Annotated in this window: 24 protein-coding genes and 1 pseudogene; 9 read left to right on the plus strand and 16 right to left on the minus strand. The window is 70.6% G+C overall.

What is annotated here, in order from left to right; translation table 11 throughout:
- Positions 1–14: 14 nt before the first annotated feature.
- The 12 genes and pseudogenes from ACZ7OI_RS11950 to ACZ7OI_RS12005 all read right to left on the minus strand — a co-directional run bounded on the left by ACZ7OI_RS11950 (position 15) and on the right by ACZ7OI_RS12005 (position 12,167).
- Positions 15–791, minus strand: coding sequence for an ABC transporter ATP-binding protein (locus ACZ7OI_RS11950; protein WP_470264168.1), 777 nt, complete (start codon positions 789–791; stop codon positions 15–17).
- Entirely contained in the window at positions 788–1,810 is a 1,023-nt protein-coding gene (locus ACZ7OI_RS11955) for a FecCD family ABC transporter permease (RefSeq protein WP_470264169.1), read from the minus strand. Before ACZ7OI_RS11955 ends, ACZ7OI_RS11950 begins: the two co-directional genes overlap by 4 nt.
- Complete coding sequence (locus tag ACZ7OI_RS11960; RefSeq protein WP_470264170.1) at positions 1,807–2,790, minus strand: FecCD family ABC transporter permease; 984 nt, start codon at positions 2,788–2,790, stop codon at positions 1,807–1,809. Before ACZ7OI_RS11960 ends, ACZ7OI_RS11955 begins: the two co-directional genes overlap by 4 nt.
- Positions 2,787–3,788 carry an ABC transporter substrate-binding protein gene (locus tag ACZ7OI_RS11965; RefSeq protein ID WP_470264171.1) on the minus strand — a complete coding sequence of 334 codons (1,002 nt, stop codon included), beginning with the start codon at positions 3,786–3,788 and terminating at the stop codon, positions 2,787–2,789. Before ACZ7OI_RS11965 ends, ACZ7OI_RS11960 begins: the two co-directional genes overlap by 4 nt.
- 27 nt (positions 3,789–3,815) lie before the next feature.
- On the minus strand, positions 3,816–4,673 hold the full coding sequence (locus ACZ7OI_RS11970; protein ID WP_470264172.1) for a siderophore-interacting protein: 858 nt from the start codon (positions 4,671–4,673) through the stop codon (positions 3,816–3,818).
- Entirely contained in the window at positions 4,670–4,912 is a 243-nt protein-coding gene (locus ACZ7OI_RS11975; RefSeq protein ID WP_470264173.1) for a phosphopantetheine-binding protein, read from the minus strand. The genes ACZ7OI_RS11970 and ACZ7OI_RS11975 overlap by 4 nt, the downstream gene beginning before the upstream one ends.
- A complete protein-coding gene (locus tag ACZ7OI_RS11980) occupies positions 4,909–5,571 on the minus strand; it encodes an isochorismatase family protein (protein ID WP_470264174.1) in 663 nt (220 codons plus the stop codon). The genes ACZ7OI_RS11975 and ACZ7OI_RS11980 overlap by 4 nt, the downstream gene beginning before the upstream one ends.
- A gap of 3 nt (positions 5,572–5,574) precedes the next feature.
- Positions 5,575–7,173, minus strand: a complete 1,599-nt coding sequence (locus ACZ7OI_RS11985) for a (2,3-dihydroxybenzoyl)adenylate synthase (RefSeq protein ID WP_470264175.1) — start codon at positions 7,171–7,173, stop codon at positions 5,575–5,577.
- Entirely contained in the window at positions 7,170–8,519 is a 1,350-nt protein-coding gene (locus ACZ7OI_RS11990) for an isochorismate synthase (protein ID WP_470264176.1), read from the minus strand. The genes ACZ7OI_RS11985 and ACZ7OI_RS11990 overlap by 4 nt, the downstream gene beginning before the upstream one ends.
- A 154-nt stretch (positions 8,520–8,673) precedes the next feature.
- Positions 8,674–9,444: a 2,3-dihydro-2,3-dihydroxybenzoate dehydrogenase gene (locus ACZ7OI_RS11995; protein ID WP_470264321.1), complete on the minus strand. Its 771-nt coding sequence runs from the start codon at positions 9,442–9,444 to the stop codon at positions 8,674–8,676.
- 243 nt (positions 9,445–9,687) lie between these two features.
- Positions 9,688–9,846 (minus strand): annotated as a pseudogene (locus ACZ7OI_RS12000) (SDR family NAD(P)-dependent oxidoreductase); the annotation flags it as partial.
- Between the two features lie 77 nt (positions 9,847–9,923).
- A complete protein-coding gene (locus tag ACZ7OI_RS12005; RefSeq protein WP_470264177.1) occupies positions 9,924–12,167 on the minus strand; it encodes a heavy metal translocating P-type ATPase in 2,244 nt (747 codons plus the stop codon).
- A gap of 190 nt (positions 12,168–12,357) precedes the next feature.
- Between ACZ7OI_RS12005 and ACZ7OI_RS12010 the strand changes: the two genes are divergently transcribed.
- Positions 12,358–12,591, plus strand: a complete 234-nt coding sequence (locus tag ACZ7OI_RS12010; protein WP_470264178.1) for a hypothetical protein — start codon at positions 12,358–12,360, stop codon at positions 12,589–12,591.
- A 159-nt stretch (positions 12,592–12,750) separates the two neighbouring features.
- Here the strand turns inward: ACZ7OI_RS12010 and ACZ7OI_RS12015 are convergent, their stop codons facing one another.
- Complete coding sequence (locus ACZ7OI_RS12015; protein ID WP_470264179.1) at positions 12,751–14,691, minus strand: bifunctional copper resistance protein CopD/cytochrome c oxidase assembly protein; 1,941 nt, start codon at positions 14,689–14,691, stop codon at positions 12,751–12,753.
- A gap of 455 nt (positions 14,692–15,146) precedes the next feature.
- On the minus strand, positions 15,147–15,716 hold the full coding sequence (locus ACZ7OI_RS12020) for a sigma-70 family RNA polymerase sigma factor (protein WP_470264180.1): 570 nt from the start codon (positions 15,714–15,716) through the stop codon (positions 15,147–15,149).
- Between the two features lie 100 nt (positions 15,717–15,816).
- Between ACZ7OI_RS12020 and ACZ7OI_RS12025 the strand changes: the two genes are divergently transcribed.
- Positions 15,817–16,557, plus strand: a complete 741-nt coding sequence (locus ACZ7OI_RS12025) for a zf-HC2 domain-containing protein (protein ID WP_470264181.1) — start codon at positions 15,817–15,819, stop codon at positions 16,555–16,557.
- Positions 16,558–17,423: 866 nt separating this feature from the next.
- On the opposite strand, the gene ACZ7OI_RS12030 is transcribed toward ACZ7OI_RS12025, so the two are convergent.
- Positions 17,424–18,032: a DUF5134 domain-containing protein gene (locus tag ACZ7OI_RS12030; protein WP_470264182.1), complete on the minus strand. Its 609-nt coding sequence runs from the start codon at positions 18,030–18,032 to the stop codon at positions 17,424–17,426.
- Positions 18,029–19,471: a PepSY-associated TM helix domain-containing protein gene (locus ACZ7OI_RS12035; RefSeq protein WP_470264183.1), complete on the minus strand. Its 1,443-nt coding sequence runs from the start codon at positions 19,469–19,471 to the stop codon at positions 18,029–18,031. Before ACZ7OI_RS12035 ends, ACZ7OI_RS12030 begins: the two co-directional genes overlap by 4 nt.
- 190 nt (positions 19,472–19,661) lie before the next feature.
- Here ACZ7OI_RS12035 and mftA point away from each other — a divergent pair, with 190 nt between their 5' ends.
- From mftA to mftD, 7 genes are read left to right on the plus strand one after another with little or no spacing between them, the layout of a single operon-like run.
- Positions 19,662–19,766 carry a mycofactocin precursor MftA gene (gene mftA / locus ACZ7OI_RS12040; RefSeq protein ID WP_470264184.1) on the plus strand — a complete coding sequence of 35 codons (105 nt, stop codon included), beginning with the start codon at positions 19,662–19,664 and terminating at the stop codon, positions 19,764–19,766.
- Positions 19,756–20,049, plus strand: coding sequence for a mycofactocin biosynthesis chaperone MftB (mftB, locus tag ACZ7OI_RS12045; protein ID WP_354743320.1), 294 nt, complete (start codon positions 19,756–19,758; stop codon positions 20,047–20,049). Before mftA ends, mftB begins: the two co-directional genes overlap by 11 nt.
- Entirely contained in the window at positions 20,049–21,221 is a 1,173-nt protein-coding gene (mftC, locus tag ACZ7OI_RS12050; RefSeq protein ID WP_470264185.1) for a mycofactocin radical SAM maturase, read from the plus strand. Before mftB ends, mftC begins: the two co-directional genes overlap by 1 nt.
- A 1-nt stretch (position 21,222) precedes the next feature.
- Complete coding sequence (mftE, locus tag ACZ7OI_RS12055; RefSeq protein WP_470264186.1) at positions 21,223–21,912, plus strand: mycofactocin biosynthesis peptidyl-dipeptidase MftE; 690 nt, start codon at positions 21,223–21,225, stop codon at positions 21,910–21,912.
- Positions 21,909–22,697: a mycofactocin-coupled SDR family oxidoreductase gene (locus ACZ7OI_RS12060; RefSeq protein WP_470264187.1), complete on the plus strand. Its 789-nt coding sequence runs from the start codon at positions 21,909–21,911 to the stop codon at positions 22,695–22,697. Before mftE ends, ACZ7OI_RS12060 begins: the two co-directional genes overlap by 4 nt.
- Positions 22,694–24,121 (plus strand): mycofactocin biosynthesis glycosyltransferase MftF, encoded by a 1,428-nt coding sequence (gene mftF / locus ACZ7OI_RS12065; protein ID WP_470264188.1) that lies wholly within the window; start codon positions 22,694–22,696, stop codon positions 24,119–24,121. Before ACZ7OI_RS12060 ends, mftF begins: the two co-directional genes overlap by 4 nt.
- Complete coding sequence (gene mftD / locus ACZ7OI_RS12070; RefSeq protein ID WP_470264189.1) at positions 24,118–25,290, plus strand: pre-mycofactocin synthase MftD; 1,173 nt, start codon at positions 24,118–24,120, stop codon at positions 25,288–25,290. Before mftF ends, mftD begins: the two co-directional genes overlap by 4 nt.
- Positions 25,291–25,328: the final 38 nt, after the last annotated feature.

The following is a 25,328-nucleotide window of genomic DNA, read 5'->3' on the forward strand; positions in this document are numbered from 1 at the left end:
GGTGACTCCTGGGGTCAGAGCGACGGCACGACCATCGGCGTGCCGGTGACCGGATCGGGCACCACGACGCTCGGCAGGTCGAAGACTTCCTTGATCAGCGCGGCGTCCACGACGTCGCCGGGCGCGCCCTCGGCCACGATCCGGCCGTCGCGCATCGCGACCACGTGATCGGCGTAGCGGCAGGCCTGGTTGATGTCGTGCAGCACCGCGATCACCGTGGCGCCCTCGTCGCGCAGCCGTTTCAGCAGCTCCAGCACCTGGTACTGGTGCGCGATGTCGAGGAACGACGTCGGCTCGTCGAGCAGCAGGTACGGCGTGCGCTGCGCGAGCACGACCGCGATCCACACCCGCTGCCGCTGCCCGCCGGACAGCTCCTGCACCGGACGGTCGGCCAGCCCGGCGACCCCGGCCGCGGTCATCGCGCTGACCACGGCGGTCTCGTCCTCCTCCGACCACGACGACAGCAGCGACTGGTGCGGGAACCTCCCGCGCGCGACCAGCTGCCGGACGCGGACGTCCTCCGGCGCGGACGGATCCTGCGGCAGGAAGCCGAGTTCCCGCGCCAGCGCCTTGGCCGGATACGCCCCGACCTCGCGGCCGTCGAAGGTCACGCCGCCGGCGGACGGACGGAGCAGCCGGACGAACGCGCGCAGCAATGTCGATTTGCCGCACGCGTTCGGGCCGACCACGGCGGTGAACGCGCGGTCGGGCACGTCGAGCCGCAACTGCGTCGAGACGACGCGGTCGCCGTAGCGCAGGGTGAGATCCCGCGCGGTCAAGCGGGCGGTCACTTCCGCCGCACCTCCTTGGTGAGCAGCCAGATCAGGTAGCAGCCGCCGATCGCCGTGCTGACCACGCCGACCGGCAGCGACACCGGGGCGAGCAGCATCTGCGCGGCGAGATCGGCGCCCGCGAGCAGCACCGCGCCGGTCAGCGCGGCTGGCAGCAACGGAATGCCGGGCGCGCGGGCGAGCCGCCTGCCGATCTGCGGGGCGGCGAGCGCGACGAACGCGATCGGCCCGGCCACCGCGGTGACCGTCGCCGTGCAGGCGACGCCGATCACGACCAGTTGCAGCCGCAGGGATTCGTGCCGGACGCCGGTCGTCACCGCGAGTTCCGTGCCGAGCGCCGCCTGGTGCAGCGCGGGTGCGCGGGTCAGCAGCACCGCGAACAGCACAGCCAGCACCCCGAACGGCACCGCGACGTCGCTCCAGCCGATGCCGTTGAGCGAACCGGCGCTCCAGCCGACCGCCGCGATCGCGACTTCCAGGTCGGCACGAAGCACGATCCAGGAGTTCAACGCGGTCAGCATGGCGTTGATCGCGATCCCGATGACGATCAACCGCAACCCGGACCGGCTGCCGCCCATCGACAGCAGATACACCGCGGCCGCGGTGACCAGCCCGCCGAGCACCGACGCGAACGTCAGCTGCGCCGGCGACCCGGACAGCACGGTCATCGCGATCAGCGCGCCGGTGTAGGCCCCGGAATCGAGGCCGATTACGTCCGGGCTGCCCAGCGGATTCCGCGTGACGTTCTGGAAAATCGCCCCGGCCAACCCGAGCGCAGCACCGAACACGAGCCCGGCTGCCACGCGTGGCAGCCGCCATTCACGGATCACCACGCCGGGCCCACCGCCAGACCCGCCGAGCGCGGCGAACACCCGCGCCGGACTCGCCCACGCCGCGCCGTAACAAAGCCCCAGCAACGCAAGCCCGGCGAGAACGATACCGAGCACGACGACGAGGACGACGGTGCGGCGCTCGACCTTGAACGACAATCGCCCGCGGCGGAACACGAACGCGGTCACAGCGCGGCCGTCCCGTACTTGCGGACCGCCCAGATCAGCACCGGACCGCCGACGAACGCCGTCACGATCGCGACCGGCACCTCGCCGGTCGGCAGCAGCACACGCGAGCCGATGTCCGACACCAGCAGCAGAATCGGGCCCAGCACCACCGCGAAAGCGGTCAGCCATGGCACCGAAGCGCCCGCCGCGCGGCGGGCGAGATGCGGCACGATCAGCCCGACGAACAGGATCGGCCCGGCCACCGCCGTCGCCGCTCCGGCCAGCAAAGTGATCAGCAACAGGGTCACCGCACGGATTCGGGCCACACGCGCGCCAAGAGTGTGCGCGACGGTGTCGCCCAGCGCGAGCGCGTTCAGCTGACGGCTCAACAGAAACGCGGCGACCACGCTCGCCGCGATCACGATCAACGGCACCGTCAGCGGAGCCTGTTCCCGCCCGGCCAGCGAACCGACCGCCCAGAAGCGGTACCGGTCGAAGGTGTCCGGCAGCAGCAGCCGCAGCCCGAGCGAAACGCCGCTGAGCACGAAGGTCAGCGCGGTGCCGGTCAGCACCATCCGCAACGGCGACCGCCGGCCGACCGCGTACACCAGCAGGGTCGCCAGCACCGCGCCGAGCACGGCGAACAACAGCTCCCCCGACGCCGAAGCGGCGATGCCGAGCGCGGAACCGATCGTGATGGCGAACCCGGCCCCGGCGGTGACGCCGAGCACGCCGGGTTCGGCCAACGGGTTGCGCGACAACACCTGGACGAGCACCCCGGCCACCGCCAGCGCCGCGCCGACACCGACCGCCAGCAGCGCACGCGGTGCCCGGACGTCGCGCACCACCGCCTGATCGGCCGGATCGCCGCGGCCGAAAATGGCCTGGAGCACCTCCGCCGGCGCGATGCCGTGCGCCCCGACGCCCACGCTGACCACGGCCACCGCCGCCAGCAGGACGACGGCGGCGGCCAGCAGCGCGGTCCGGCTGCGCGCGGTCACTTCTTCAGCAGCGGCGCGAACGCCTGGTCCACCGCGTCCAGCGTCTTCATCGCCGCCCGGTAGGTGGCCGCTTCGGTGTAGCGGAAGGCGAACGTCTTGCCCGCCTTCACCGCGGGAAGTTCCTTCCACAGCGGCGAATCGAGCACGTACTTCACCGCGGGCGGCACCGAGCCGTCCGGCTTCACCGAGTAGGTGATCGCGTCCGCCTGCGCGAACGCGGTCGGCAGTTCCTCGATCGACGGGTACTCGCTGACGTCCTTCGAACCGCCGCCCTTGACCTTCACCTGGCCGAAGTAGTTCGCGCCGATGTCCTGCGCGACGTTGGTGCCCCAGGAATCCTTGAACTCGCGCTGGAAGTTGCCCTTCGCGACCTCGCCGTACGCGCCGACGTGCCCCAGTTTCAGCTGCGGCAGCACGGCTTTGTACTTCTCCTTGAGCTGGTTCGCTTTCGCCTCGTACTCCTGGCGCGCGGCGTCGAACCCGGCCAGCGCGCCCGCCGCGTCGGACTGCTTGCGCGAAAGCTCCCGCCACGCCGACGGCACCGACGGCCCGATCGCCACGACCGGCGCGATCTCCTGCAGCCGCTTGACGTCGATGTCCGCGAGCACCGGCTTCGGCACGCCGATCACGATCAGGTCCGGATCGGCCTGCGCGATGGCCTCGTAGTTCGTCTCGGCGGCCTGCTCGCCCGCGACCTTGGGCAGCTCGTCGTACTTCTTGCGGTCCTCGGCCGTCATCATCGGCAGGCCGCGCTTCCACGTCGAGATCCCGACGAGCGGAGCCTTCGCCTCGAGCAGCGCCGGAACCGCGTAGCCGGTCGCGATCACGCGCTTCGGCTTGACCGGGATCTTGATCTCGCCGTTGTCGGCGGCGAACGCGCGGGTCGGGGCGTCGCTCCCGCCGCTGCTCTGCGCGTCGCCGGAACCGCAGCCGGCGACGACGGTGAGGGCGACCGCGAGGGCAGCGGCGGCGAGACGGGTCTTTCTGATGGCGGTCATGCGAGGGTCCTTGCTGTTGCTGATGGATCAGTGGTCGTGCTCGTCGTCGAAGTCCGCGACGCCGCGTTTCCAGTAGCCGGTCACGTCGTAGTCCTCGCGGGCGAGCCCGAGGTCGTCGCGCAGCCACCGGCGCAGCGGCTTGATCGCGCCCGCTTCTCCGGCGATCCACGCGTAAAGCCGTTCGCCTTCGGGCACTTCGACTTCGCGCACGGCGTCGGCGAGAAGCTCGACACTGCCGGGTGCGACGCCGGTGCCGCGGTGCAGCCAATGGACTTCGACGCCGTCCGGCGCGTCGAGGTCGATCTCCTCGCTCGCGTCGGCGACCTCGGCGAACGCCCAGCCCACCGCCGTCCGCGGCAGTTCCTCCAGCCAGCGCGCGAGAGCGGGCAGCGCGGTGATGTCGCCGGCGAGCAGGTAGCGGTCGTAGTTGTGCGGCACGATGAGCCCGCCCGGCGGACCGGCGACATGCACGGCCTCGCCCGGCCGCACCGCGCGCGCCCAGTCCGAGCCGAGACCGCCGTCGTGCAGGGCGACGTCGAGGTCCAGCTCACCGGACGCCGGGTCGTAGCGGCGGACGGTGTACTCGCGCGAAACCGGCGACGGCTTCGGCCAGCGGAGCATGTCCCCGTTCGCCTCGGGCAGCCGCAGCTCGCCGTCCGCGTCCGGGAAGAGGATCTTCACGTGCTCGTCCGGCGAATGCGCCTCGAACCCGGTCGTGCCCGGCCCGCCGAGGGTGACGCGCAGCAGCCCGGCGCCGACCGCGCTGGTCCGCACGACCTCCGCACGCCGGATCCGGATGGGGTACGGCACTTTTTCGGCCTGGCGGCCCGCGCGGACCTCCGCGATCCGGGCGGTGTGACGGTGCCGGTGCTCGTCCCGGCTCACTGCGCGCCGCCGGTCAGCAGCTTCGTCCAGTGCCCGAGCCGCGGGTCCTCGGCGAGGTCGGCGAATTCCAGCTGCGCCGCGCCCGCGCCGCGCCACTTCTCGACGAGGCTCATGATCCGCATCGAATCGAGGCCGAGATCGGCGAGATCGGTGTCCGGGGTCAGCTCGTCGAGACCGCAGCCGAGCAGTTCGGCGACGTCCGCGTTGATCTGGTCGGCAGTCAGTCCGGGGGTGCTCATCGAGGTGCTCCTGCGGGAATCGGCGCCGACAGCGCGGCGAGCGCGTCGGCGGTGGTGGTGACGACACCGCAGCGTTGCGCGACGTACTCGCACGCCTGGTCGTGCCGGGAGCGGTCGAAGTCCGCGACCGCATCGCTGATCAGGAACGGCCGGACGTCGCGCATGAACGCCTCGACCGCCGTGGTCTGGCAGCCGATGTGCGCGTAGACGCCGGTGATCAGCAGCTGGTCGCGGTCGCCGAGCTGCTCGCGGAAAGTGCTGCGCTGGAAGGCGCTGTACCGCCATTTGTCCAGCACGGTGTCGCCCGGTCGCGGGGCCAGCTCGTCGACGATGTCCGCGGCGCGCGGGTCGTCGTCGATCACCGCGCCGATGCCGTCGCCCCAGAACTCGGTGAGCAGCCCGCGATCGGCGGCGGGCTGCCTGCCCGGCTGCGCGGTGTAGAACACCGGAATGCCGTAGCTGCGCGCCTTCTCGGCGAGCTCCGCGATGTTCGCGACCATCTCCGGAATCGGCGAACCCTCGTACGGGGCAAGGAAATACCGCTGGACGTCGTGCACGAGCAGGGCCGACCGCGCCGGGTCGGGCCGCCAGTCGACCCGCCCCTCGGGCAGCTCCGCCGCCGTCGGCAGCGGGTACGCCCGGATTTTCGGCAGGGACACGCCTCACCTCTCCTTCGCCAGGGCGGCCAGCGCCGCCCGCAGTTCGCGTTTGCTGGTCTTGCCCACGCCGGTGACCGGGAACTCCCCGACCACCTCCACCAGATCCGGCACCTTGAACGCGGCCACCCCGCGCCCGCGCACGAACCGGCGCAGTTCCGCCGCACTCGGCTGCTTTCCGTCCACCGGAACGACATACGCGCAGGTCCGCTCGCCGAGGTACTCGTCCGGCACCGCGACGACGGCCGCGTCCAGCACGCCCGGATGCGCCATCAGGTGGTTCTCGACCTCTTCCGCCGCGACCTTCTCGCCGCCCCGGTTGATCTGCTCCTTCGCCCGCCCGACGACCTCTAGATGCCCTGATTCCCTTTGCCGCACCAAATCGCCCGTGCGGTAAAAGCCGTCCTCGGTGAACGCGGTCTTGTTGTGCTCGGCCGCGTGGTAATAACCGCGGATCGTGTACGGCCCGCGCGTGAGCAGCGCGCCGATTTCGCCCGGCTCGACGAGATCGTCCGACGCCGCCAGCGGATCGTCCGGATTCACGACGCGCACCTCGTCGTCCGGCGAGATCGGCCGCCCCTGGGTGCTGAGCACGAGATCGTCGGGATCGTCCAGCCGGGTGTAGCAGACCAGTCCCTCGGCCATGCCGAACACCTGCTGCAGCCGGCACCCCAGCGCCGGACCGATGCGTTCGGCGAGTTCCCGGCCGCATTTCGCGCCGCCGACGAGCAGAACGTCCAAAGAGGACAGATCCCGTCCGGTGCGCGCCGCCGCCTGCACCCAAGCCGCCGCCAACGGCGGGACGACCCCGCTGATCGTGACCCCTTCGGCCTCGATCAGCCGGAACGCCGTGTCGGCGTCCGGCCGCGGCGCCATTACCGTGGCCGCACCCGCATGCAACGCGCCGAGCAACCCCGGTGAGCTGAGCGGGAAATTATGCGCGACAGGAAGAGCCGCGAGATACACGCTTTCTTTCTTCAGCCCGCAAATGCGCGCGCTCTCCCGCACGCTGTACAGATAATCGTCGTGCGTACGCGGAATCAGCTTCGGCAGCCCCGTACTTCCGCCGGACAGCTGGAGAAACGCCATGCCCTCCGGATCCGGATCCGGCAGCTCGCGCGGTTCGGTCGCCGCCAGCTCCGCGAACTCCGGCTCGCCGACGACGAAGACCTTCCGCTCCTGCGCAACCTCACGCGCCATTTTCGCGTGATCGTGTCCCGCGTGCTCCGTGACGGTGAGGATCGCTCGTGCGTCGCTCTGTTCCGCGAAATGCCGCAACTCGCTGTCGCGGTGCGCGGGCAACGCGAACACCGGCACCGCCCCGGCCCGCCACAGTCCAAAAACGACAGACACGAACTCCGGAATGTTCGGCAGCTGCACGACCACCCGGTCGCCCTGCTCGATCCCGCTGGCGACGAACCCACTCGCCAGCCGATGCGCCCGCTCGTCCAGCTCGGCGAACGTCCACCGCTGATCCTCGCCGACCACCGCGGTCCGGTCCGCATACGCTTCCTTGAGCGAGGTCAGCAACGCCCCGAACGTCTGCCCCCGCCAATACCCGCTGGCCCGATACCTCGCCGCGGTTTCCTCCGGCCACAGGTTCACGCGACCCCCTCCGCGCCCAGCGCGCGCAGCAGCGTCCCGAACTTCGCGCTGGTCTCGGCCAGTTCCGCCGCCGGATCAGACCCAGCGACGACGCCCGCCCCCGCGAACAGCCGCGCGGTCTTGCCGGACACCTCGGCACACCGGATCGTGACCACCCATTCGCCGTCCCCGGCGAGGTCGGTCCAGCCGACCAGCCCCGCGTAATACCCGCGGTCCTCAGGCTCCAGCCGGGCGATCGTGTCGCGCGCCAGCCCGACCGGCACGCCGCACACCGCAGGCGTCGGATGCAGGGCTTCGGCCAGCTCCAACGACGACGGCCCGCCCGGCCCGACCCGCCCGGTGATCCGGGTGGAAAGGTGCCACATCGTAGGCGTGCCCATTACGTCTGGCTCTTCCGGAACGTCCAGGTCGGTGCAGTAGCGCCCCAGCACCTCCGCCACCTGCGCGGCGACGAGGGCGTGTTCGTTGAGGTCCTTTTCGGACACTCGCAGCTCGGCAATCGCTTGCGCGTCCCGCACCGGGTCACCCGTGCGCCGTCGCGACCCCGCAAGCGGATTCGCTGTCACGACGTCACCCTTGCGCGACACCAGCAACTCCGGACTGGCCCCGACGAGCGTCCGCGGCGCCGGATCCCCCGGGGCGCTGACGTCAACGGCGAAGGCGTGCGCCGCAGGGTCCGCCACGACGAGGTTGCGGAGCAGCTGCTGGACCGAGACGCCTTGCTGCCCAACGAGATCCAGCGCTCGAGCGAGGACGACCTTCTCGAGTTCCCCGTCAGCGATGAGCCCGACCGCCCGACGGACGCTTTCGGCGTAAACCTCGGGAGCCGGTTGAGGAACGACAGTCCAGGGGGTTGAGTTCGACGTTTTGGCACCGGCTAGGCCTGAACTGCCCCGCGCGTCGGCCGGATTTCCGCCGGATTCCGTTTCGCTCGAACGCCCGCCATCCTGCTTCGCGTGACTGTTTCCGCCGGTTTCCGCCGCGCTCGAACGCCCACCAGCCTGCTTCGCACCGCTGCCTGAGTCCGCGGCCAGCGCACCCCCGCCGCCCGGAGCCTCGGCCCGGCGCACCACCGCGGGCACGATCAGGCTGCTCCCGGAATCCGGCCGAAACCCGATCGCTCCCACCACAACCGGATCGGCGACCCCCGCCAGCACCGCCGCTTCCAACGCCTCAGCAGCCGCCGCGGCCCGGTTGCCAGGTGTGCCGCGGACGCACGAATGCACGCCGTCGGCGAGCAGCACCCCGCGGGCCGACGAGTAGTAGAACGACCCCGGCAGGTACGCGGCCAGGAGATCCGCCGCCCGGTGGACCGGCCGCGGACGGGCCGGAGCAGGTGAGGACACGAGGTGAATTCCCTTTCGCACACGCGCAGGCGGCCGAGCCGCCCCGTCTGTTCCCTGACACAAGGCCCAGACCTTGACTGTTCGGTTAGCCTAACCTAATGGACACTAACGTATCCGGACGAAAAGGAAAAGCCGCCCGGCGGGTCGACCCGGGTCACGCGCGAAGCGTGGCCCCGCCGTCGACGTAGAGGTTCTGCATGGTGATGTGCCGCGCCCGGTCGGACGCGAGGAACAACACCGCGTCCGCGACATCGGCCGGGTCGGCGATCCGCCCGAGCGGAATCCCGACGCGGAATTCCGCCGGATTCCCCGCGATCACGCGAGCTTCGCCGGAGTCGTCCGTCCACAGCAGACGTTGCATGTCAGTGTCCGTCGACCCCGGCGAGACGATATTGCACCGAATCCCCGACCCGGCGAGCTCCAGCCCGAGGCAGCGGGTGAGCATGGTCGCCGCCGCCTTCGAAGCCGCGTAAGCCGCCATCCCGGTCCGCGGGACGCCAGCCGCGTTCGACCCCACGGTCACGAGCGCCCCACTCCCCCTCGGCTGCATCCGCCGGGAGATCTCGCGCAGGACAGTGAAAACCCCGGTCGAGTTGACCGCGAACGTCGCCGCCCAGTCCTCGTCGCTGGTCTCGCCGACCGTCCCGGGCCGCAACACTCCCGCGACAGACACCCCGATCCCGATGGGGCCCAGCTCCCGCTCGACGTCCGCCACGACCCGCGCGACCGCCTCGGGATCCCCGACGTTCGCCACGAACGGCACCACCTGCCCGGCTCCACCGCCTGGCGACGCCCCACTCCGCGAAGACGGCGCGCCAGCACCCGCCGACGCGCTCTCCCTCGCAGAGCTAGAGACATCGCCGCCTACGGACGTCCCCGCCGCAGCGTCCTCCGAAAGCCGCTCACCATCACGACCCTCCGGCATCCCTGCGGCAGAACCCCGCGCGGCACCGCCAGGCGTCAGTGAAGCTGCCCCGGCGTTTGGCCCATCCGACTCCGCACCGAAGCCCCGCACAGCATCGCCACGCGTCCCCGAAGCCGCCCCGGCATCCGCCTCATCCGGCCCCGCCCCAACGCCCCGCGCAGCACCGCCAAGCGCCCCGCCACCCGAGACTCCCCCGGCATCCGCCCGAGCCAGCCCCGCGCCGTAGTCCCGCGCGGCGACCTCCCGCAACCCCTCCTCGTCAATGTCGACCGCGGCCACCACGGCACCGGCGCGGGCGAGCGCCTCGACGACGGCCGCCCCGATCCCGCGCGCACCGCCGGTGACCAGCGCGACCCGCCCCTCGATCCCGGCTTCCGCGTCCCGCGTCACCGCGCACCTCACCCTCCGTCGCCGACTGATTAGGCAAACCTAACCTAATCGAGTGAGCGACGGCCAGGGTGATCCCGCCCACCTCCGGCTCAGCGGCCGGGCGCGAAATTCCGCAGCCGCAAGCTATTGGCCACCACCAGCACCGACGACAGCGACATCGCCGCCCCCGCGATCAGCGGATTCAGCAGCCCGCACGCGGCGAGCGGCAACGCGGCCACGTTGTACCCGAACGCCCAGACGAGATTGCCGCGGATCGTGCGCAATGTCCGCTGAGCGAGACGGATCGCGTCCGGCAGCACCGACAGATCGTCACGGACCAGGATGATGTCGGCAGAACGCAAAGCCAGATCGGTTCCCTCCGCGACGGCCAGCCCGAGATCAGCGGTCGCCAGCGCCGGAGCGTCGTTCACTCCGTCGCCGACCATCGCGACCCGATGTCCCTTGCGCTGCAACGCGGACACCGCCGCGGCCTTCTCGCTCGGCAAAACCCCGGCGCGCACCTCCGGGATCCCGACCTCCGCCGCGACGGCCTGGGCCGTCGCCTCGTTATCGCCGGTCAGCAACACCGTTTTCAGCCCCAGCCGATGCAACTGCGCGACCGCCGCCCGCGCCGACGGCTTCACCTCGTCCCGCACTGCGAGCATGCCCGCGACCTCGCCTGCCTTCGCCACGAGCACGACCGTCGCCCCGCCAGCCTCCGCCGACGCGACTTCAGCCTCGACCTCCGGGCCAACCGAAACCCCTTCGCCGACCAGCAACCTCGGCCGCCCGACCACGACCGCCGTACCCTCGACCACGCCGCGCGCACCCAGCCCCGGCAAGGCCTCGAACTCGGCGGCGGCCGGAAGCACCTCCGGCCCACCGGCGACAATCGCCGCCGCAATCGGGTGTTCCGACGAAGCTTCCACCGCGGCCGCGAGACGCAGCACCTCCGTCGGCGAGCACGACCCGAACGCCCTGGTCTCGGCGAGAGTCATCCGCCCTTGAGTCACCGTTCCGGTCTTGTCCAGCACGACGGTGTCGACCGTACGGCTCGCCTCGAGCGCGTCCGGCCCCTTCACCAAGATCCCGAGTTGCGCGCCTCGGCCGACGCCGACCATCAACGCCGTCGGGGTCGCCAGCCCCAGCGCACACGGGCACGCGATGATCAGCACGGACACCGCCGCCCCGAACGCATCCCGCACCGGGTTCCCGCTGAGCAGCCACCCCGCCAGCGTGAGCACCGCGAGCGCCGAAACCACCGGGACGAACACCGCGCACACCCGGTCGGCCAGCTGCTGCACCGCCGCCTTCCGCTCCTGCGCCCGCTCGGCCAGCGCGCTCATCTGCGCCAGCTGCGACCGTGCTCCGACCGCCTCCGCACACACGACCAGCCGGCCGTTCAGGTTGATGCTCCCGCCGATCACCCGGTTTCCCGGCCCGACCTCCGCCGGCACCGGTTCTCCCGTGATGGCACTGACATCCACTGTGGACAGACCGCTGTCGACAGTTCCGTCGGCGGCGATCTTCTCCCCTGGCCGCACCACGAACCGGTCGCCGATCGCCAGTTCGCCTATTCCGACCAGCACTTCGCCGTCCGCGCGCAGAATCCGCACGTCCTTCGCCGCCAGCGCGTCCAGCGCGCCGAGCAGGTCCGCCGCGCCTCGCCGGGACCGTGCCTCGAAGTACCTGCCAGCGAGCAAGAACGTCGTCACTCCTGCGGCGACGTCGAGATACACCGAATCCGCACCCGGCGCGGTCGCGCCGAACCCGATCCAGTAGCCCGCCTCGCCGCCCGAACCGATCAGCACCGAAGCCGCCGACCACAGATAGGACGCCAGGACGCCCAAGGAAACGAGAGTGTCCATACTGGACGATCGGTGCCGCAGATTGCGCAGGGCGGCTCGGTGGAACGGCACCGCCGCCCAGAACACCACCGGCGTCGCCAGCAGCAGGCACACCAGCTCCCACAACGGGAATCGCAACGACGGCACGAGCGCGAGCGTGATCGACAGGTTTCCCAGCGGGACAGCCAGCACCGCGGCCACGATCAGCCGGCGGCGCAGATCGCGAACCCGCGCGTCGCGGTTTTCCGGGCTCGTTTCGCCGCGGACAGCCGCCGTGTAACCCGCCCGCTCGATCGTCGCGACCAGCGAGGCGGGGTCAAGGTCAGGCGGACAGTGGACGGTCGCGCGTTCGGTCGCGTAGTTGACCGTGGCGCGGACGCCGTCGAGCTTGCCGAGGGAACGCTCGACGCGCGCCGCACAAGCGGCACAGGTCATCCCGCCGACGGCGAGATCGAGGCGACGGGTCGGGGTCGGGGTCGCTGCGGGGGCAGCGGTGTGCGTAGACATGGTTCTCCGGATTCCAGGACGGGCGCTAAGGCGGTGGCAGCGCCGACGCCGGGAAGGCGGACTGATTTCCATAGTACGCCTGGTTTTCCGTCGCCACTCCTTCGGGTGACTTGGGAACCTTTCGGCCCTCCCCGACGACTATCCAGATGGTGGCAGTGCCCGACCCGACCCCGATCAGACAGGAGCGAGAATGTCCGAAACCTTTGCCGCATCAGGAGATCTGCAGCACGTGACCACGTTCTGCGGCAACTGCGACTGCGGCTGCCCGGAGCTGTTCCTCGACGACGCCGCCCCGCCGGAACGTGGTGTCGTCTTGACCGACGACTTCGGGCAGCGCGTGCAGATGAGCTTGGCACAGCTGAAAGTTCTCGTCGCGGACGTCAAGGACGGAGCCTTGGACAAGGTGGTGACAGCCGTGGTTTAGCGACGGAATCGGTGCGGTGCGGCGAGATCGAGACTTCCCCTATGCGGGACGTGCGATCTGGGGCTGCCAGATTTCAGCGTGCGGTGGGCCGATGCCGGTCGAGCGGAATTCAGGAGTGAACCAACCTGATTCGCCGAGGCAGGCACCGGGCTGCGGCTGCTACTGCCTTCTGGCCGCCAGGTTGGCGAGCATCGCGTTGTAGGCGGCGAAATCGTCGTCCTCGCCTTCGTCGTAGCGACGGTCCAGACGCGCGGCTTCGCGGTCGTCGTAGCGGCCCCACTGCACCAGCAGCGCCACGACGACCACGATCATCGGGATTTCGCCGGTGGCCCAGGCGATGCCGCCGCCCAGGCGTTGGTCGGAGAGGAGGTCGGGCATCCACGGCAAGGACAGGTAGCGGTAGAACGTCTCGGCGATCACCGTCTGCTTGTTCATCAGGATCACGCCGAAGAAAGCGTGGAACGGCATCACCGCGAACATCATGCCGAGCCGCGCGAGATGCGGCATGGAGCGCGGCGGGCGGTCGACGCCGATCACCAGCCAGAAGAAAACGTAGCCGGACACGAGGAAATGGAGGTTCATCAGCTGGTGCGCCCAGTGGTAGCGCATTGCCTCGCCGAACAGGCCCGAGAAGTACAGCGCGTAGTACGAGCCGACGAACACCACTGACGCCACCAGTGGGTTCGCGACCAGGCGCGTGAACCGCGAGTGCAGCAGCGCCACCAGCCACTCGCGCGGACCGTCCGGCCCCTTGCCTGCCACCGGCAAGGCGCGCAGCGCGAGGGTCACCGGGCCGCCGAGCACGAGCAGCACCGGGGCGAGCATGGCCAGCGTCATGTGGATGACCATGTGCAGGCTGAAGGTTCCGGACGAGTACTTGCCCAGGCCGGACGACGTCGCGATCAGCACCGTCGCCCAGCCGCAGGTCCACGCCCAGAACCGGCCGCGCGGCCAGTCGTCGCCGCGGACGCGGAGACGGCGTGCCCCGACCGCGTAGGCCGCGACGGCGAGAACTGCCACGACGCCGAGCAGCAAGTCCGGCCGCCAATCGAGGAAGAGCCGGGCGAACGTCGGAGGGTCAGGCAGGTCGTAGCCGAGCACTGTCTCGCCGACGGTCGCCGGATCGTTCACGAACGCAGGCGGCACCAGGTGCGCCAGCCCAGCAGAGACGCCCATAGCCCCAGACAGCACCACGACCTCGACCGCGAGAGCCGCTTTCCCGCCACTCCAACGACGGCGCGCAACGGCGATCAGCACCGCCAACACCACCGTGAGCACAACCTTCACCCCGAGGAGAAAGCCATAGCCAGTAACTAACCCATCCGGACGAGCAAGTGCGAGACCGTCGACGGCTCCGGACGCGGCGAGTACGACGAGGCAACACGTCGCCAACCGTCGATACCGGCGCAGCGCGACCTCTCGTGCCGAGCCCGAGCGTCGGACGTGAACCAGCAGCGCAACCAGGGTTCCAGTCCACAACGCTGCCGCGATCACGTGCCACACCAACGCATTCGTGGCCAGGTCATGCCACGCGCCGATGGAAACGTGCCCGGCGATCGCCCTCGGCAGCAGCCCGACCGTGGCCAAGCCCAGCCACCATACGGTGGTGCGCCAGGTCAACGTGCGCCACACGCCGATCGCTACGACCGTCGCGACCGCCAGGACGCAGAGCCAGGCTTTGGGTTCCTCCATGGCGTCAACGAGGACCGCGAGGTTCGCCAGGTGCAATGCCTCGGAAACTGGCCGCCCGGACGCGTCAGCGGCGTCGAACGGCACCAGTGCCGCGGCCGCGAGCGCCCAGACGACCGCAGCACCCGCTGCGGTGCGGGTCGCCGCGTAACCGTCCGGGGAAAGCCGTCCCGATTCGCCGGGCGGGCTGAGGAACGCGGCGAACGCGAGCGCGCCGACGCAGACCACGCCGGCCGCGTTGGCGATCAACCGGAGCAAGGAGGTGCCAACGGACGTCAACGGGCCAGGAGCCGGGTTGCCGAGCGCGGCATAGACATCGCCCGCCGCGGCGACCACCGCCACGACGGCCACCGCGGCAAACCCCGCCGCGGCAAGCAAACCCCGCCGATGCGGGGCCGGAATAGTACGCACAGCAGAGTGGTCGCGCGGAGACGGCCGCGAGTTCCCGCGATCTGGATCACGGCCGGATCCACCGGCGAGTCCTGGCGGGCTGCCGGAACGCCGGCTCCGGCTCCGGCTCCGGCTCCGGCTCCGGCTCCGGCTCCGGCTCCGGCTCCGGCTCCGGCTCCGGCTCCGGCTCCGGCTCCGGCTCCGGCTCCGAAAAGCCAAGCAGATGGCCCAGCCTGGCAATCCGCAACGGTCCACGGCGGACAATCGCCGTCGAGCGGCCAACCGGCAGCCGTCATCCGATACAGCCAGCCGTCCACCCCGCTTGCGGCCCGACATGAGCAGCGGCCGGTCCGGCAGCCGAAGCGATCCGCCCGGCTGCCGCGCAATCCGGCTCGCCCGCCGACAGCCAAGATCCGCCGAACGATCCCGCACACACCGATATCCAGACGCCCCAGCAGAACCGGAACAACCCCGCATCACATCGCGGTGTCGCTCTCCTCCTGCGCGCGCAGCAAATCATCACGGGCACGGGACACCCGGGAACGCACTGTGCCGACCGGGCAGCCGCACACCTCGGCCGCCTCCGCGTACGACAGGCCCAGGAATTGGGTCAGCACCAGGGCTTCCCGGCGGTCCTCGTCCAAGGTGTCGAGCAGGAGGCCCAGTTCGATCAGGTCCTCGAAGCCCGCCGTGCGCGTCCGGGCCGACTGCTCTTCGGCGGCGCGCTGCCAGTCGGCCGTCGTGGATTCGCGGGGGCGGACCGAGCGCGCGCGGATGCGGTCGACGACGACCCGGCGGGCGATGGACAGCAGCCACGTCCGCGACGACGACCGGCCCGCGAAGCGCGGCAGCGAGCCGAACGCGCGCAGGTAGGTTTCCTGGGTGAGGTCGTCCGCGTCGGCCGGGCTGGTGCGGTGGGCCAGGAATCGCCACGCGTCGGCTTGCGTCGCGCGGACCCACGCTTCCAATGCGACCTGGTCACCGCGGCCTGCGGCGAGGGCCAGCGCGGTGATCCGCTCGTCGTCGTTGTCGCGGCCGGTGGACACGCGCCTCACGGTAGTCCATGCCGGACGGCGGCGGTTCCACGACCAGGTCCCGGGAAAATGGCCGAACCCGCCGGGAACTCGGGCGGGCATCCGAGCGACTATGACAGACGTGAGCTGTGAAATCTTCCGCGAAGCGCTGTCCGCGCGACTCGACGGCGAAGCGGGTCCGCTGCCCGAACCGCAGGTCGACCAGCACCTCGAGACCTGCGCGGCGTGCCGGAGCTGGTACGAGCGAAGCGCGACGCTGCGTCGCACCCTGCTGGTCCGCAGCGCGCCCGAGGTGCCCGACCTCACCGACCGGATCCTCGCCGAAACCCCGGCCCCGCCACGGGAAAAATGGGGGCTGCGGGTCGCGCTGGGGCTGGTCGGGCTGGTCCAGTGCGGGCTGGCGTTCGCGCAACTGCTCGGCATGGACAACGCCCACCGCGGCGGCGGTTTCATGGAAGGCCACCTCATCAACGAAAGCGCGGCCTGGAACCTCGCGGTCGGCGTCGGCCTGCTGTGGGCCGCGCTGCGAACCCGCGCGGCGGCCGGGCAGCTGCCGATGATCACCGGTTTCGTGATCGTCCTCGCAGTGCTCACGACCAGCGACCTGATCGGCGACCGGGTGACCGTCGCCCGGGTGCTGTCGCACGTCTTCCTCGTCGTCGGCCTGGCGCTGCTCTACGCAGTCCACCGCCAGCACCGGCTCCGGCACCAGCCGGGCCCGGACCTTGCCGACACCGCCGACGACCCGGACCAGACCACCGTGACGACCCACGGCGCCCTGGCCCTGGTCCGCCCGCACCCGAAGCGCGGCCGCGACTCCCAACGCCCGACCGGACGGCACCGCGCCGCCTGACACCCGCCCGCTCGGGAATCCCGGCCAAGCAGCTCACCCCGCCGGGACTGCCCGAGCACGGAATCGCTCCGCGGCGTCATCGGAGGGCGACCACGCGACGCGAACCGCACGCCAGCAACCCGAGGACGACCGCACAGTCTGAAACAGCTCGCTACACCAGCCGACGCGACCCCGAGACAGCAGCCACGAACCACCCAACGCGACTGGCTCCGCGCGACTCACATCAAGTCCGCGAAGCCTGCCCAGCCCAAACACTGGCCTCGCGAAACTCCGGCCCATAGCTCACAGCACCAGTCCCTGCGCGAGCCGAACTCGGAAGGGCGGAAGGGCAGTCCCGTCGAGCCCAAATAGAGGCCACCGCCGACTCCGGCCCGCGGCCCAAGCAGCAGCCCAGCGCGAGCCACACTCGCAAGGCCAAACCCATCCGGCCCAAATAACGGCCACCGCCGACTCCGGCCCGCAGCCGAAACAGCAGCCCAGCGCGAGCCGAATTCGCAAGGGCAGTCCCGTCCAGCGCAAAAAAACCGCCGCAAACCCCGGCCCGCAGCCCAAACAGCAGTCCCAGCGAGCCAATTCCCAAGACCAATCCCATCCAGCGCAACAACCGCCACCGCAAACTCCGGCCCGCGCCCGAAACGAGATTCCCCGTCGCCCGAACCACATCCTCGAAACCCGGCCCGACCACCCCAAGCAACGGCCGCACAAACTCTGCCCCGCCCCAAACCAGGGCCCACGCAACCTTCCCGACCGCCCACCCGCGCGTCAGCCAAACCCACGTCACCCTGGAAAAGCTGCCACCAAGCCGAGCCCGCCACTCCACGCCAGCACCGGAAACCGGCACACCCCGAAACCCAACCAAGCCCGGCTCAGATCATCGCCACCGCCATCACCGCCATTCCCAAGCTCATCACGCCTTCCATCGCCGGCCCGACCTCCCGCCGTCCGGGCCGGGCGACCGTCCGGGCGTGATCGATCGCACGGGCCAGCCACACCACCCCGGCCACCAGAAAAACCACCGCCAGCACAGCCGCGACCACCACCACGTGCGCGGGCGCGTGCCCGGTCATCGTCATGCCGGCGTCGCCCATGTCCATCCCGGCGTGCTCGCCGCCCATCGCCGTCGCGGACATCGTCATTCCCGACATCGCCGACGGCATCACGAACGCCATCCACGCCATCCCGGCCATCATCAGCGCGTGGTGTGCTCCCGGCAGACGTCCGTGCCCGAATCCCAGCGCCGTGCTCAGCGCGAACCATCCGGCCGCCGCCGCGAACAGGACGACTTGCGGCAGGCGCGCGAAAGTCATCGTCGCCGGCCAAGCCATCGTGACCATTCCGACGCACATCGCCGCGTGCAGCGCGTCCGCCACTCGTCCGCTCACGCTGGGGCGCCGCGCACATCGATACAGGCAGAACGCGCCGGCCGCCGCGAAGAGCAGCGTGAGGATCCACCGCAAACCCGCTTCGGCGATCATCGCGCGGCCTCCCGGCGCAAGCCCAGCAGGCAGTCGACGGCCAGGAATCCCAGCAGCGACACCCCGAACACCGGCAGGAACCACCCCACTACCGCCACTCCGACCAGCACCGGAGCCAGCACTCGCCCGGGGATTCGCCGCCACGCGCCACGCATCGGCAGCCGTCCGAAACGACCCCGGTCCCGCAACCGTTCGCCGCTCTCCGGCACCCGATCCACCTCAGCTTCACCGCGCGACCGCGACCCGCCTGAACGACCCCCGCGCAGCAACCACCCGCCACCCGCGACCAATCGCCCAGAACGGCCCCGCAGCCACCACATCCGGTATCCCCACCCCACCACACACACCAACGCCGCCCCCAGCACCGTCAGCACAACCTGATTCGCGACCCCGAACAACAACCCCATGTGCGCGTCGATCCCCCACCTGCTCAGCTTCGCGGCGAGCGGATAGTCAGCGAACCTCAACGTCCCGGCGATCGCCCCGGTCCCCGGATCCACCGCCATCGAGTCCTGTTTGGACGGCCAGCCCCGCCCGACCTGCTGCACCACATAACCGCCCCCGGCGGAAGGCGGCCGGATCTCCACCGGATCCGACAATCCGGCCCGCACGGTCGCGTCACGAACCGCCTGCCAGCCGACGTCGCCGGGAGTCCGGGAAGCCGCGGACGAAACCGACGGCGCAGTCCAGTCCAAAGAGGACCGCAGATCGGTGATGTTCGCGCCCGCGTGCAGCGACCACGTCAGCCCAGTGGCGGAAAGAAACAACAACCCCGCGGCGATCCACAGCCCGGCCGAACCGTGCCAGGAACGCAGCCGGTGCCGTCCAGGTTTGCCGCCGGAAGGCAACAGCACTGCCCGCAAGCGTCGACGGCGGCCAAGCCACAAAGCCAACCCGGCGAGAGTGATCACCCACAGCCAACTCGCCGCCAGCTCGCTGTACAACCGGCCGAAATCGCCGAGATGAAGGTTGCGGTGCAGGGTGTCGATCCAGCCTCGGACCGGCATCGCCTGGCCCGAACCGTAGGTCTCCAGCGCGCCGCGGACGTCGCCGTCGTGCGGGTTGACGAACACTGTGTACCGATAGCTCGGCGCCAGCCCCGGACGGTCGAAGATCACCTGGGTGGTGTCAGTCGCGGACGGCGCCGGGCGGACGCCGATGACCTTCCCGTCCGGCACCCGGCCGCGCGCGACAAGGACCTGCTGGTCGAGCGGGACCGCGCCGGCGGCGGCCGGGACGTGCAACTCCTGCGAGTAGACAGCCTGTTCCAGCTGCGGCGTCCACGCGTACGCGATCCCCGTGAGCGCGGCGACCAGCAGGAACGGGCCGACGAACACTCCGGCGTAGAAGTGCAGCCGCAGCACCAAAGGACGCAGCGCCGCCCACCCGGTCGCCGGTTCTCGTTCGGTGCGTGGCGCGTCGTCTGTGCCGATGGCCATCCTGCTCCCTTCGCGTGGTCCGCCTCCTGAGGAGTCGGGCGAACGGGGCAGTCGGTTCCCGGCCTCGGCGAACGCCCGATCGGGTGTCCCGCGCGGACCGGCCATTGCTTCTGGCACTGAGTGACAGTATTGTCGCCGTCACATTCGACACCAAGTGTCAAATATCGCCGAGCGGGACAAGGGAGTCACGATGAGCGAGACGACAGCCCCATCCGAGACGAAGGCCGAAGAGGTCGTAGCCGACGAATTGCTCGTCGAGGAGGTCTCGATCGACGGAATGTGCGGTGTCTACTGACCGCGACGCCGCGGCGTTCGATCTGGACGGTGCTTGGGAACTGGACAGCCGGGTCTCCATCCGGCCGGAGCGGTTCGGCGCGCTGCTGTACCACTTCGGCACCCGCCGGCTGTCCTTTCTCAAGAGCCGCACCATGCTCGCCGCGGTGCAGGCGCTGACCGACCACCCCTCCGCCCGCGCCGCGTGCGCGCGAGCCGGGGTCGCGCAGGCGGAACTGCCCCGCTACCGCGCCGCCCTCGCCGCGCTCGCGGCGTCGGACATGATCCATCCGAGGAGCGTGTGATGCCGCTTGTCGACGAATTCCAGTTCGGGCTCGACGCGCCGATCTGCCTCACCTGGGAACTCACCTACGCCTGCAACCTCTCCTGCGTGCACTGCCTTTCGTCGTCCGGCCGCCGCGACCCGCGCGAGCTGAGCACTCAGGAGTGCAAGGCGCTGATCGACGAATTCGAGCGCATGCAGGTGTTCTACGTGAACATCGGCGGCGGCGAACCGACCGTCCGGCCCGATTTCTGGGAGCTGGTCGACTACGCGACCGAGCACCACGTCGGCGTCAAATTCTCCACCAACGGCATCAAGATCACCGAGGACGTCGCGAAACGGCTCTCCGGCAGCGACTACGTCGACGTCCAGATCTCCCTCGACGGTGCCACCGAGGAAGTCAATGACCACGTCCGCGGCCCCGGTTCCTACCGCACCGCCGTCCGGGCGATGGAGAACCTGCACGCCGCCGGGTTCGGGAACTTCAAGATTTCTGTCGTGGTGACCCGGCAGAATGCGGGACAGCTCGACGACTTCAAAGCAATTGCCGACCGCTACGGCGCCCAGCTGCGGCTCACCCGGCTCCGCCCGTCCGGCCGCGGCGCGGACGTCTGGGACGAGCTGCACCCCACCGCGGCCCAGCAACGGGAGCTGTACGACTGGCTGGTCAAGCACGGCGAAAACGTGCTCACCGGCGATTCGTTCTTCCACCTTGCGGGCTACGGCGACGGCGGCCTGCCCGGGCTCAACCTGTGCGGGGCGGGCCGGGTGGTGTGTCTGGTCGACCCGGTCGGCGACGTCTACGCGTGCCCGTTCGCCATCCACGACACCTTCCTCGCCGGAAACATCCGCGGCGAGGGCGGATTCACCCGCGTGTGGCGGGAATCCGAGCTGTTCGCGCAGCTGCGCAGCCCGCAGAGCGGCGGGGCCTGCACGTCGTGTTCGGCGTTCGACGCCTGCCGCGGCGGGTGCATGGCGGCGAAGTTCTTCACCGGGCTGCCGCTCGACGGCCCGGATCCGGAATGCGTGCGCGGCCACGGCGAACGCGCGCTGGCCGGGGTCGCCGCGGGCAGCGTGCCGAAACCGTCGCTGGACCATTCGCACCGCAAGGTGCCGGTGACCATCGGCATGCGCCGCCCGCCGGAACGGGCCTGCGACGAGAATCCGCTCGCCGGCTTCGCCCCGGGCCGCTGAAATGCGCCTGGCCGATCTGTCGTCGCCGGACGTCGCCGAACAGGCGGCGTCCGGCGCGATCCTCGCCGTGCCGCTCGGGGCCACCGAGCAGCACGGCCCGCACCTGCCGCTGAGCACGGACACCGACATCGCGACGGCGTTGTGCGACCGGCTCGCGGCGGAACGGCCGGACGTGCTGGTCGCGCCAGCGGTGCCGTACGGATCGAGCGGCGAGCACGCCGGATTCGCCGGGACGCTGTCGATCGGGCAGGCGGCCACGGAACTCCTGCTCGTGGAGCTGGGCCGGTCGGCCTGCGAAACGTTCCGGCGGCTGCTTTTCGTGTCCGCGCACGGAGGCAACGCGGCTTCGGTGACGCGCGCGGTCGCGACCCTGCGCACCGAATCGCGGGATGTCTCGATGTTCGAGCCGCGCTGGCAAGGCGATCCGCACGCCGGACGGCCGGAAACCGCTCTGCAGCTGGCACTTCGGCCGGATGCAGTGCAGATGGAGAAAGCAGTACCGGGCGACACTCGTCCGCTGAGCGAGTTGCTTCCGGTGCTGCGCAAGGGCGGCGTGCGGGCCGTAACCGACACCGGAATTCTCGGCGATCCCACTGGCGCCACCGCAGACGAAGGCCGGGACCTGCTCGATCGCCTCACCGCGCAGGTGCGCGCGCACGTGCGCGACTGGACCTCGGCGGTGACACCATGAACGTCGCCCTCGTGACCGGCGCGGCGCGCGGCATCGGCGCGGCCACCGCGGTAAAGCTGGGCGAACAGGGCTGGGCCGTGCTCGCGGTCGACGTCGCCGAAGACAATCCCGCCCTCCCCTACCCCATGGGCACCGCCGAAGAACTGTCCACAGTGGTCGCCATGATCCGGGGAAATGGCGGTACAGCTGAGGAATTCCGTGCAGATGTCCGCGACCGCGCTCAACTGGCCGCAGCCGTCGCGGAAGCAGAACAACGCTGGGGCGGACTCGACACGGCCATCGCAGCCGCAGGTGTGATCGCGGGCGGCGTACCGCTGTGGGAAATGCGGCCGGAGCAGGAAGACGCCGTCCTCGACGTCAACCTCCGTGGCGTCCTCAACCTCGCCCACGCGGCGATTCCCGCGATGCTGCGCCGCCCGAAACCGCGCTCTGGGCGGTTCTTGGCCGTCGCGTCCGCCGCCGCGACGCGCGGGCTGCCGACGCTCGCCGCATACTGCGCGGCGAAAGCCGGAGTCGCCGGGTTGATTCGCGCGCTGGGCACCGAATTGGGCGGCTCCGGCGTCACCGCGAACGCCGTCAGCCCGGGCTCGACCGACACGCCGATCCTCGCCGAGAGCGCCCGGCTGTACGACCTTCCTGCGGCGCAAACGTTTGCCGCACAACAACCTCAGCAGCGGCTGCTCGATCCCGCCGAGGTCGCCGCCGTCCTGGTCTTCCTCGCCGGTCCGGAAAGCAGCGCGATGACCGGCGCGGTCGTCCCGGCGGACGGAGGGCTGGCGCTGTGACCACCCCGCTGCCCGCCGGATTCCGCCTAATCGTCGATCCAAGCGTCAAACAACTCTCCGACGGCCTCCTCTTCGGCGGCTCCCCCGCCCGCGTGCTGCGCCTGACGAAAGCCGGACGAACGGCATGGGCACGCCTGGCGGACAACCCAGTCGAAACCTCGGCGGAAGGTGTCCTCGCCCGGCTGCTCACCGACGCCGGGTTCGCACACCCGTTGCCACCAGCCACAACCGCGGACGTCACCGTCGTCATCCCGGTCCGCGACCGCACCGGACTGCTCGGCCGCTGCCTCGCCGGACTCGGCGGCCGATACCCCGCGCTGGTCGTCGACGACGGATCCGCCGACCCCGCTGCCGTCGCCACAGTAGCCTCCGCGCACGGCGCGAAACTCGTCCGCCGCGACGTCAACGGCGGCCCGGGAGCAGCCCGAAACACCGCGCTGGAGCACGTTTCCACCGACCTGATCGCCTTCCTGGACAGCGATTGCGTCCCCTCCCCGGACTGGATCGACCGACTGGCCGGACATTTCGCCGACCCGCTCGTCGCCGCCGTCGCGCCGCGCGTGCGTCCGCTCGCTCCCGACACGCGGGCTGGCCGCTACACCCGCGCCGCCAGCAGCCTCGACCTCGGCTCCGCCGCCGCCCGGGTCGCGCCTGGCACGCGACTGTCCTATGTGCCCACTGCCGCCCTGCTGGTTCGCCGAACCGCTGTGGAATCGGTCGCCCGCAACGGTGCGGTTTTCGACCCGGCAATGCGCGTCGGCGAAGACGTGGACCTCGGCTGGCGACTCCACGACGCAGGCTTCCGGATCCGCTACGACCCGTCCGCGCACGTCGACCACCACGAGCCGACCACCTGGCGTGCGTTGCTCAACCGCCGCGCCAGCTACGGTACTTCCGCCGCGCCGTTAGCCCTGCGTCGTCCGGCCGCAATGGCCCCGCTCGTCCTGCACCCATGGCCGACGCTGACCGTCGCCGCCCTTCTGGCCCGCCGCCCGCTTCCGGCTGCAGCCGCCTTCGCGGGCGCAGTGCTGACCATGGCCCGCGTATTGCGCCGCAGCGACGTGCCAACAGATGGTGTCGTGCGCGCGATGGGCACTGCGGTCGGTCAAACCTGGCTCGGCTTCGGCCGCTACAGCACGCAGTTCGCCGCTCCCCTGCTCGCCGCGCTTTTGTTGCCCGGCGGTCGAAAGCGCTGGGGACGACGCGCTGCGATCGCGTCGCTGCTCGCCGGACCGCCGCTGACCACCTGGCTGCGGCAACGACCCGACCTCGACCCATTCCGCTACACCGCCGGCGCAGTCGCCGACGACCTCGCGTACGGCGCCGGAGTGTGGGCGGGCTGTCTCGACCACCGGACCGCGGTCCCGCTGCGGCCGCGCGTCACCTGGCGCCCTCTGCGCGTCGACCCGAAGGGAAAACGATGAGCACCACCTGGTTCGAATCCGTCGCCGAAGCACAGCGGCGGGCGAAGAAGCGCCTGCCCGCGTCCGTCTACTCGGCACTGATCGCCGGTTCGGAAAAAGGGCTGACGCTGCAGGACAATCTGGCCGCGTACGACGAACTGCGCTTCGCCCCGCGCACCGCCGGACTGCCCGGCGAGCGCGATCTGAGCACGAACGTCCTCGGCCGGGACGTCGCGCTGCCGGTTCTGATTTCGCCCACCGGCGTGCAGGCAGTGCACCCCGACGGCGAGGTCGCGGTCGCTCGCGCCGCCGCCGCGCGCGGGACGTCGATGGGGCTGTCGTCGTTCGCCAGCAAGCCCGTCGAGGAAGTGGTGGCGGCGAACCCGCATACCTATTTCCAGGTGTACTGGACGGGAAGCCGCGACGACATCCTCCGGCGGCTGGATCGAGCCCGGTCCGCGGGGGCGGTCGGGATCATCCTCACGCTCGACTGGTCGTTCTCGCACAGCCGCGACTGGGGCAGCCCGCACATCCCGGACAAGCTGACGCTGCGCGAACTGATCCGATTCGCGCCGGAGGGCATGATGCATCCGCGATGGCTGCTCGCCTACGCACGGACCAAGAAACTGCCCGACCTCAGCGTCCCGAACATGGCCGAGCCCGGCACGCCGGTGCCGTCGTTCTTCGGCGCGTACGGCCAGTGGATGCAGACCGCCCCGCCGAGCTGGGAAGACGTGAGCTGGCTGCGGAAACAGTGGGACGGGCCGTTCCTGCTGAAGGGCGTGTACCGGGTCGACGAGGCACGCCGCGCGGTCGACGCCGGGGTCAGCGCGATCTCGGTGTCCAACCACGGCGGCAACAACCTCGACGGCACTCCCGCCACGATCCGCGCGCTGCCCGCGGTCGCGGAAGCGGTCGGCAACGAGGTGGAAGTGTTGCTGGACGGCGGAATCCGGCGTGGGAGCGACGTCGTCAAGGCGCTCGCGCTCGGGGCGCGCGCGGTCCTGATCGGGAGGGCGTATCTGTGGGGCCTCGCCGCGGGCGGGCAGGCCGGGGTGGAGAACGTGCTGGACGTGCTGCGCAACGGCATCGACTCGACGCTGCTCGCGCTAGGGCACCGCAGCGTGCACGACCTGAGCCGCGACGACCTGATCGTCCCGGAGGGCTTCGAACGCCGGGTTGGCGGTTGATCAGTTGAGCCCTGAGGGACTGTGATTCCCTCAGGGTT

The organism is Amycolatopsis sp. NPDC114503, from assembly GCF_055633655.1.

Excerpts from the sequence above, each read along its gene's own strand:
- ACZ7OI_RS11965 (WP_470264171.1), bottom strand. The coding sequence starts at position 3,788 with ATGACCGCCATCAGAAAGACCCGTCTCGCCGCCGCTGCCCTCGCGGTC.
- ACZ7OI_RS11975 (WP_470264173.1), bottom strand. The coding sequence starts at position 4,912 with ATGAGCACCCCCGGACTGACTGCCGACCAGATCAACGCGGACGTCGCC.
- ACZ7OI_RS11995 (WP_470264321.1), bottom strand. The coding sequence starts at position 9,444 with ATGCCGGAGGGTCGTGATGGTGAGCGGCTTTCGGAGGACGCTGCGGCG.
- ACZ7OI_RS12005 (WP_470264177.1), bottom strand. The coding sequence starts at position 12,167 with ATGTCTACGCACACCGCTGCCCCCGCAGCGACCCCGACCCCGACCCGT.
- ACZ7OI_RS12010 (WP_470264178.1), top strand. The coding sequence starts at position 12,358 with ATGTCCGAAACCTTTGCCGCATCAGGAGATCTGCAGCACGTGACCACG.
- ACZ7OI_RS12025 (WP_470264181.1), top strand. The coding sequence starts at position 15,817 with ATGACAGACGTGAGCTGTGAAATCTTCCGCGAAGCGCTGTCCGCGCGA.
- ACZ7OI_RS12030 (WP_470264182.1), bottom strand. The coding sequence starts at position 18,032 with ATGATCGCCGAAGCGGGTTTGCGGTGGATCCTCACGCTGCTCTTCGCG.
- ACZ7OI_RS12035 (WP_470264183.1), bottom strand. The coding sequence starts at position 19,471 with ATGGCCATCGGCACAGACGACGCGCCACGCACCGAACGAGAACCGGCG.
- mftA (WP_470264184.1), top strand. The coding sequence starts at position 19,662 with ATGAGCGAGACGACAGCCCCATCCGAGACGAAGGCCGAAGAGGTCGTA.
- mftC (WP_470264185.1), top strand. The coding sequence starts at position 20,049 with ATGCCGCTTGTCGACGAATTCCAGTTCGGGCTCGACGCGCCGATCTGC.
- mftE (WP_470264186.1), top strand. The coding sequence starts at position 21,223 with ATGCGCCTGGCCGATCTGTCGTCGCCGGACGTCGCCGAACAGGCGGCG.
- ACZ7OI_RS12060 (WP_470264187.1), top strand. The coding sequence starts at position 21,909 with ATGAACGTCGCCCTCGTGACCGGCGCGGCGCGCGGCATCGGCGCGGCC.
- mftD (WP_470264189.1), top strand. The coding sequence starts at position 24,118 with ATGAGCACCACCTGGTTCGAATCCGTCGCCGAAGCACAGCGGCGGGCG.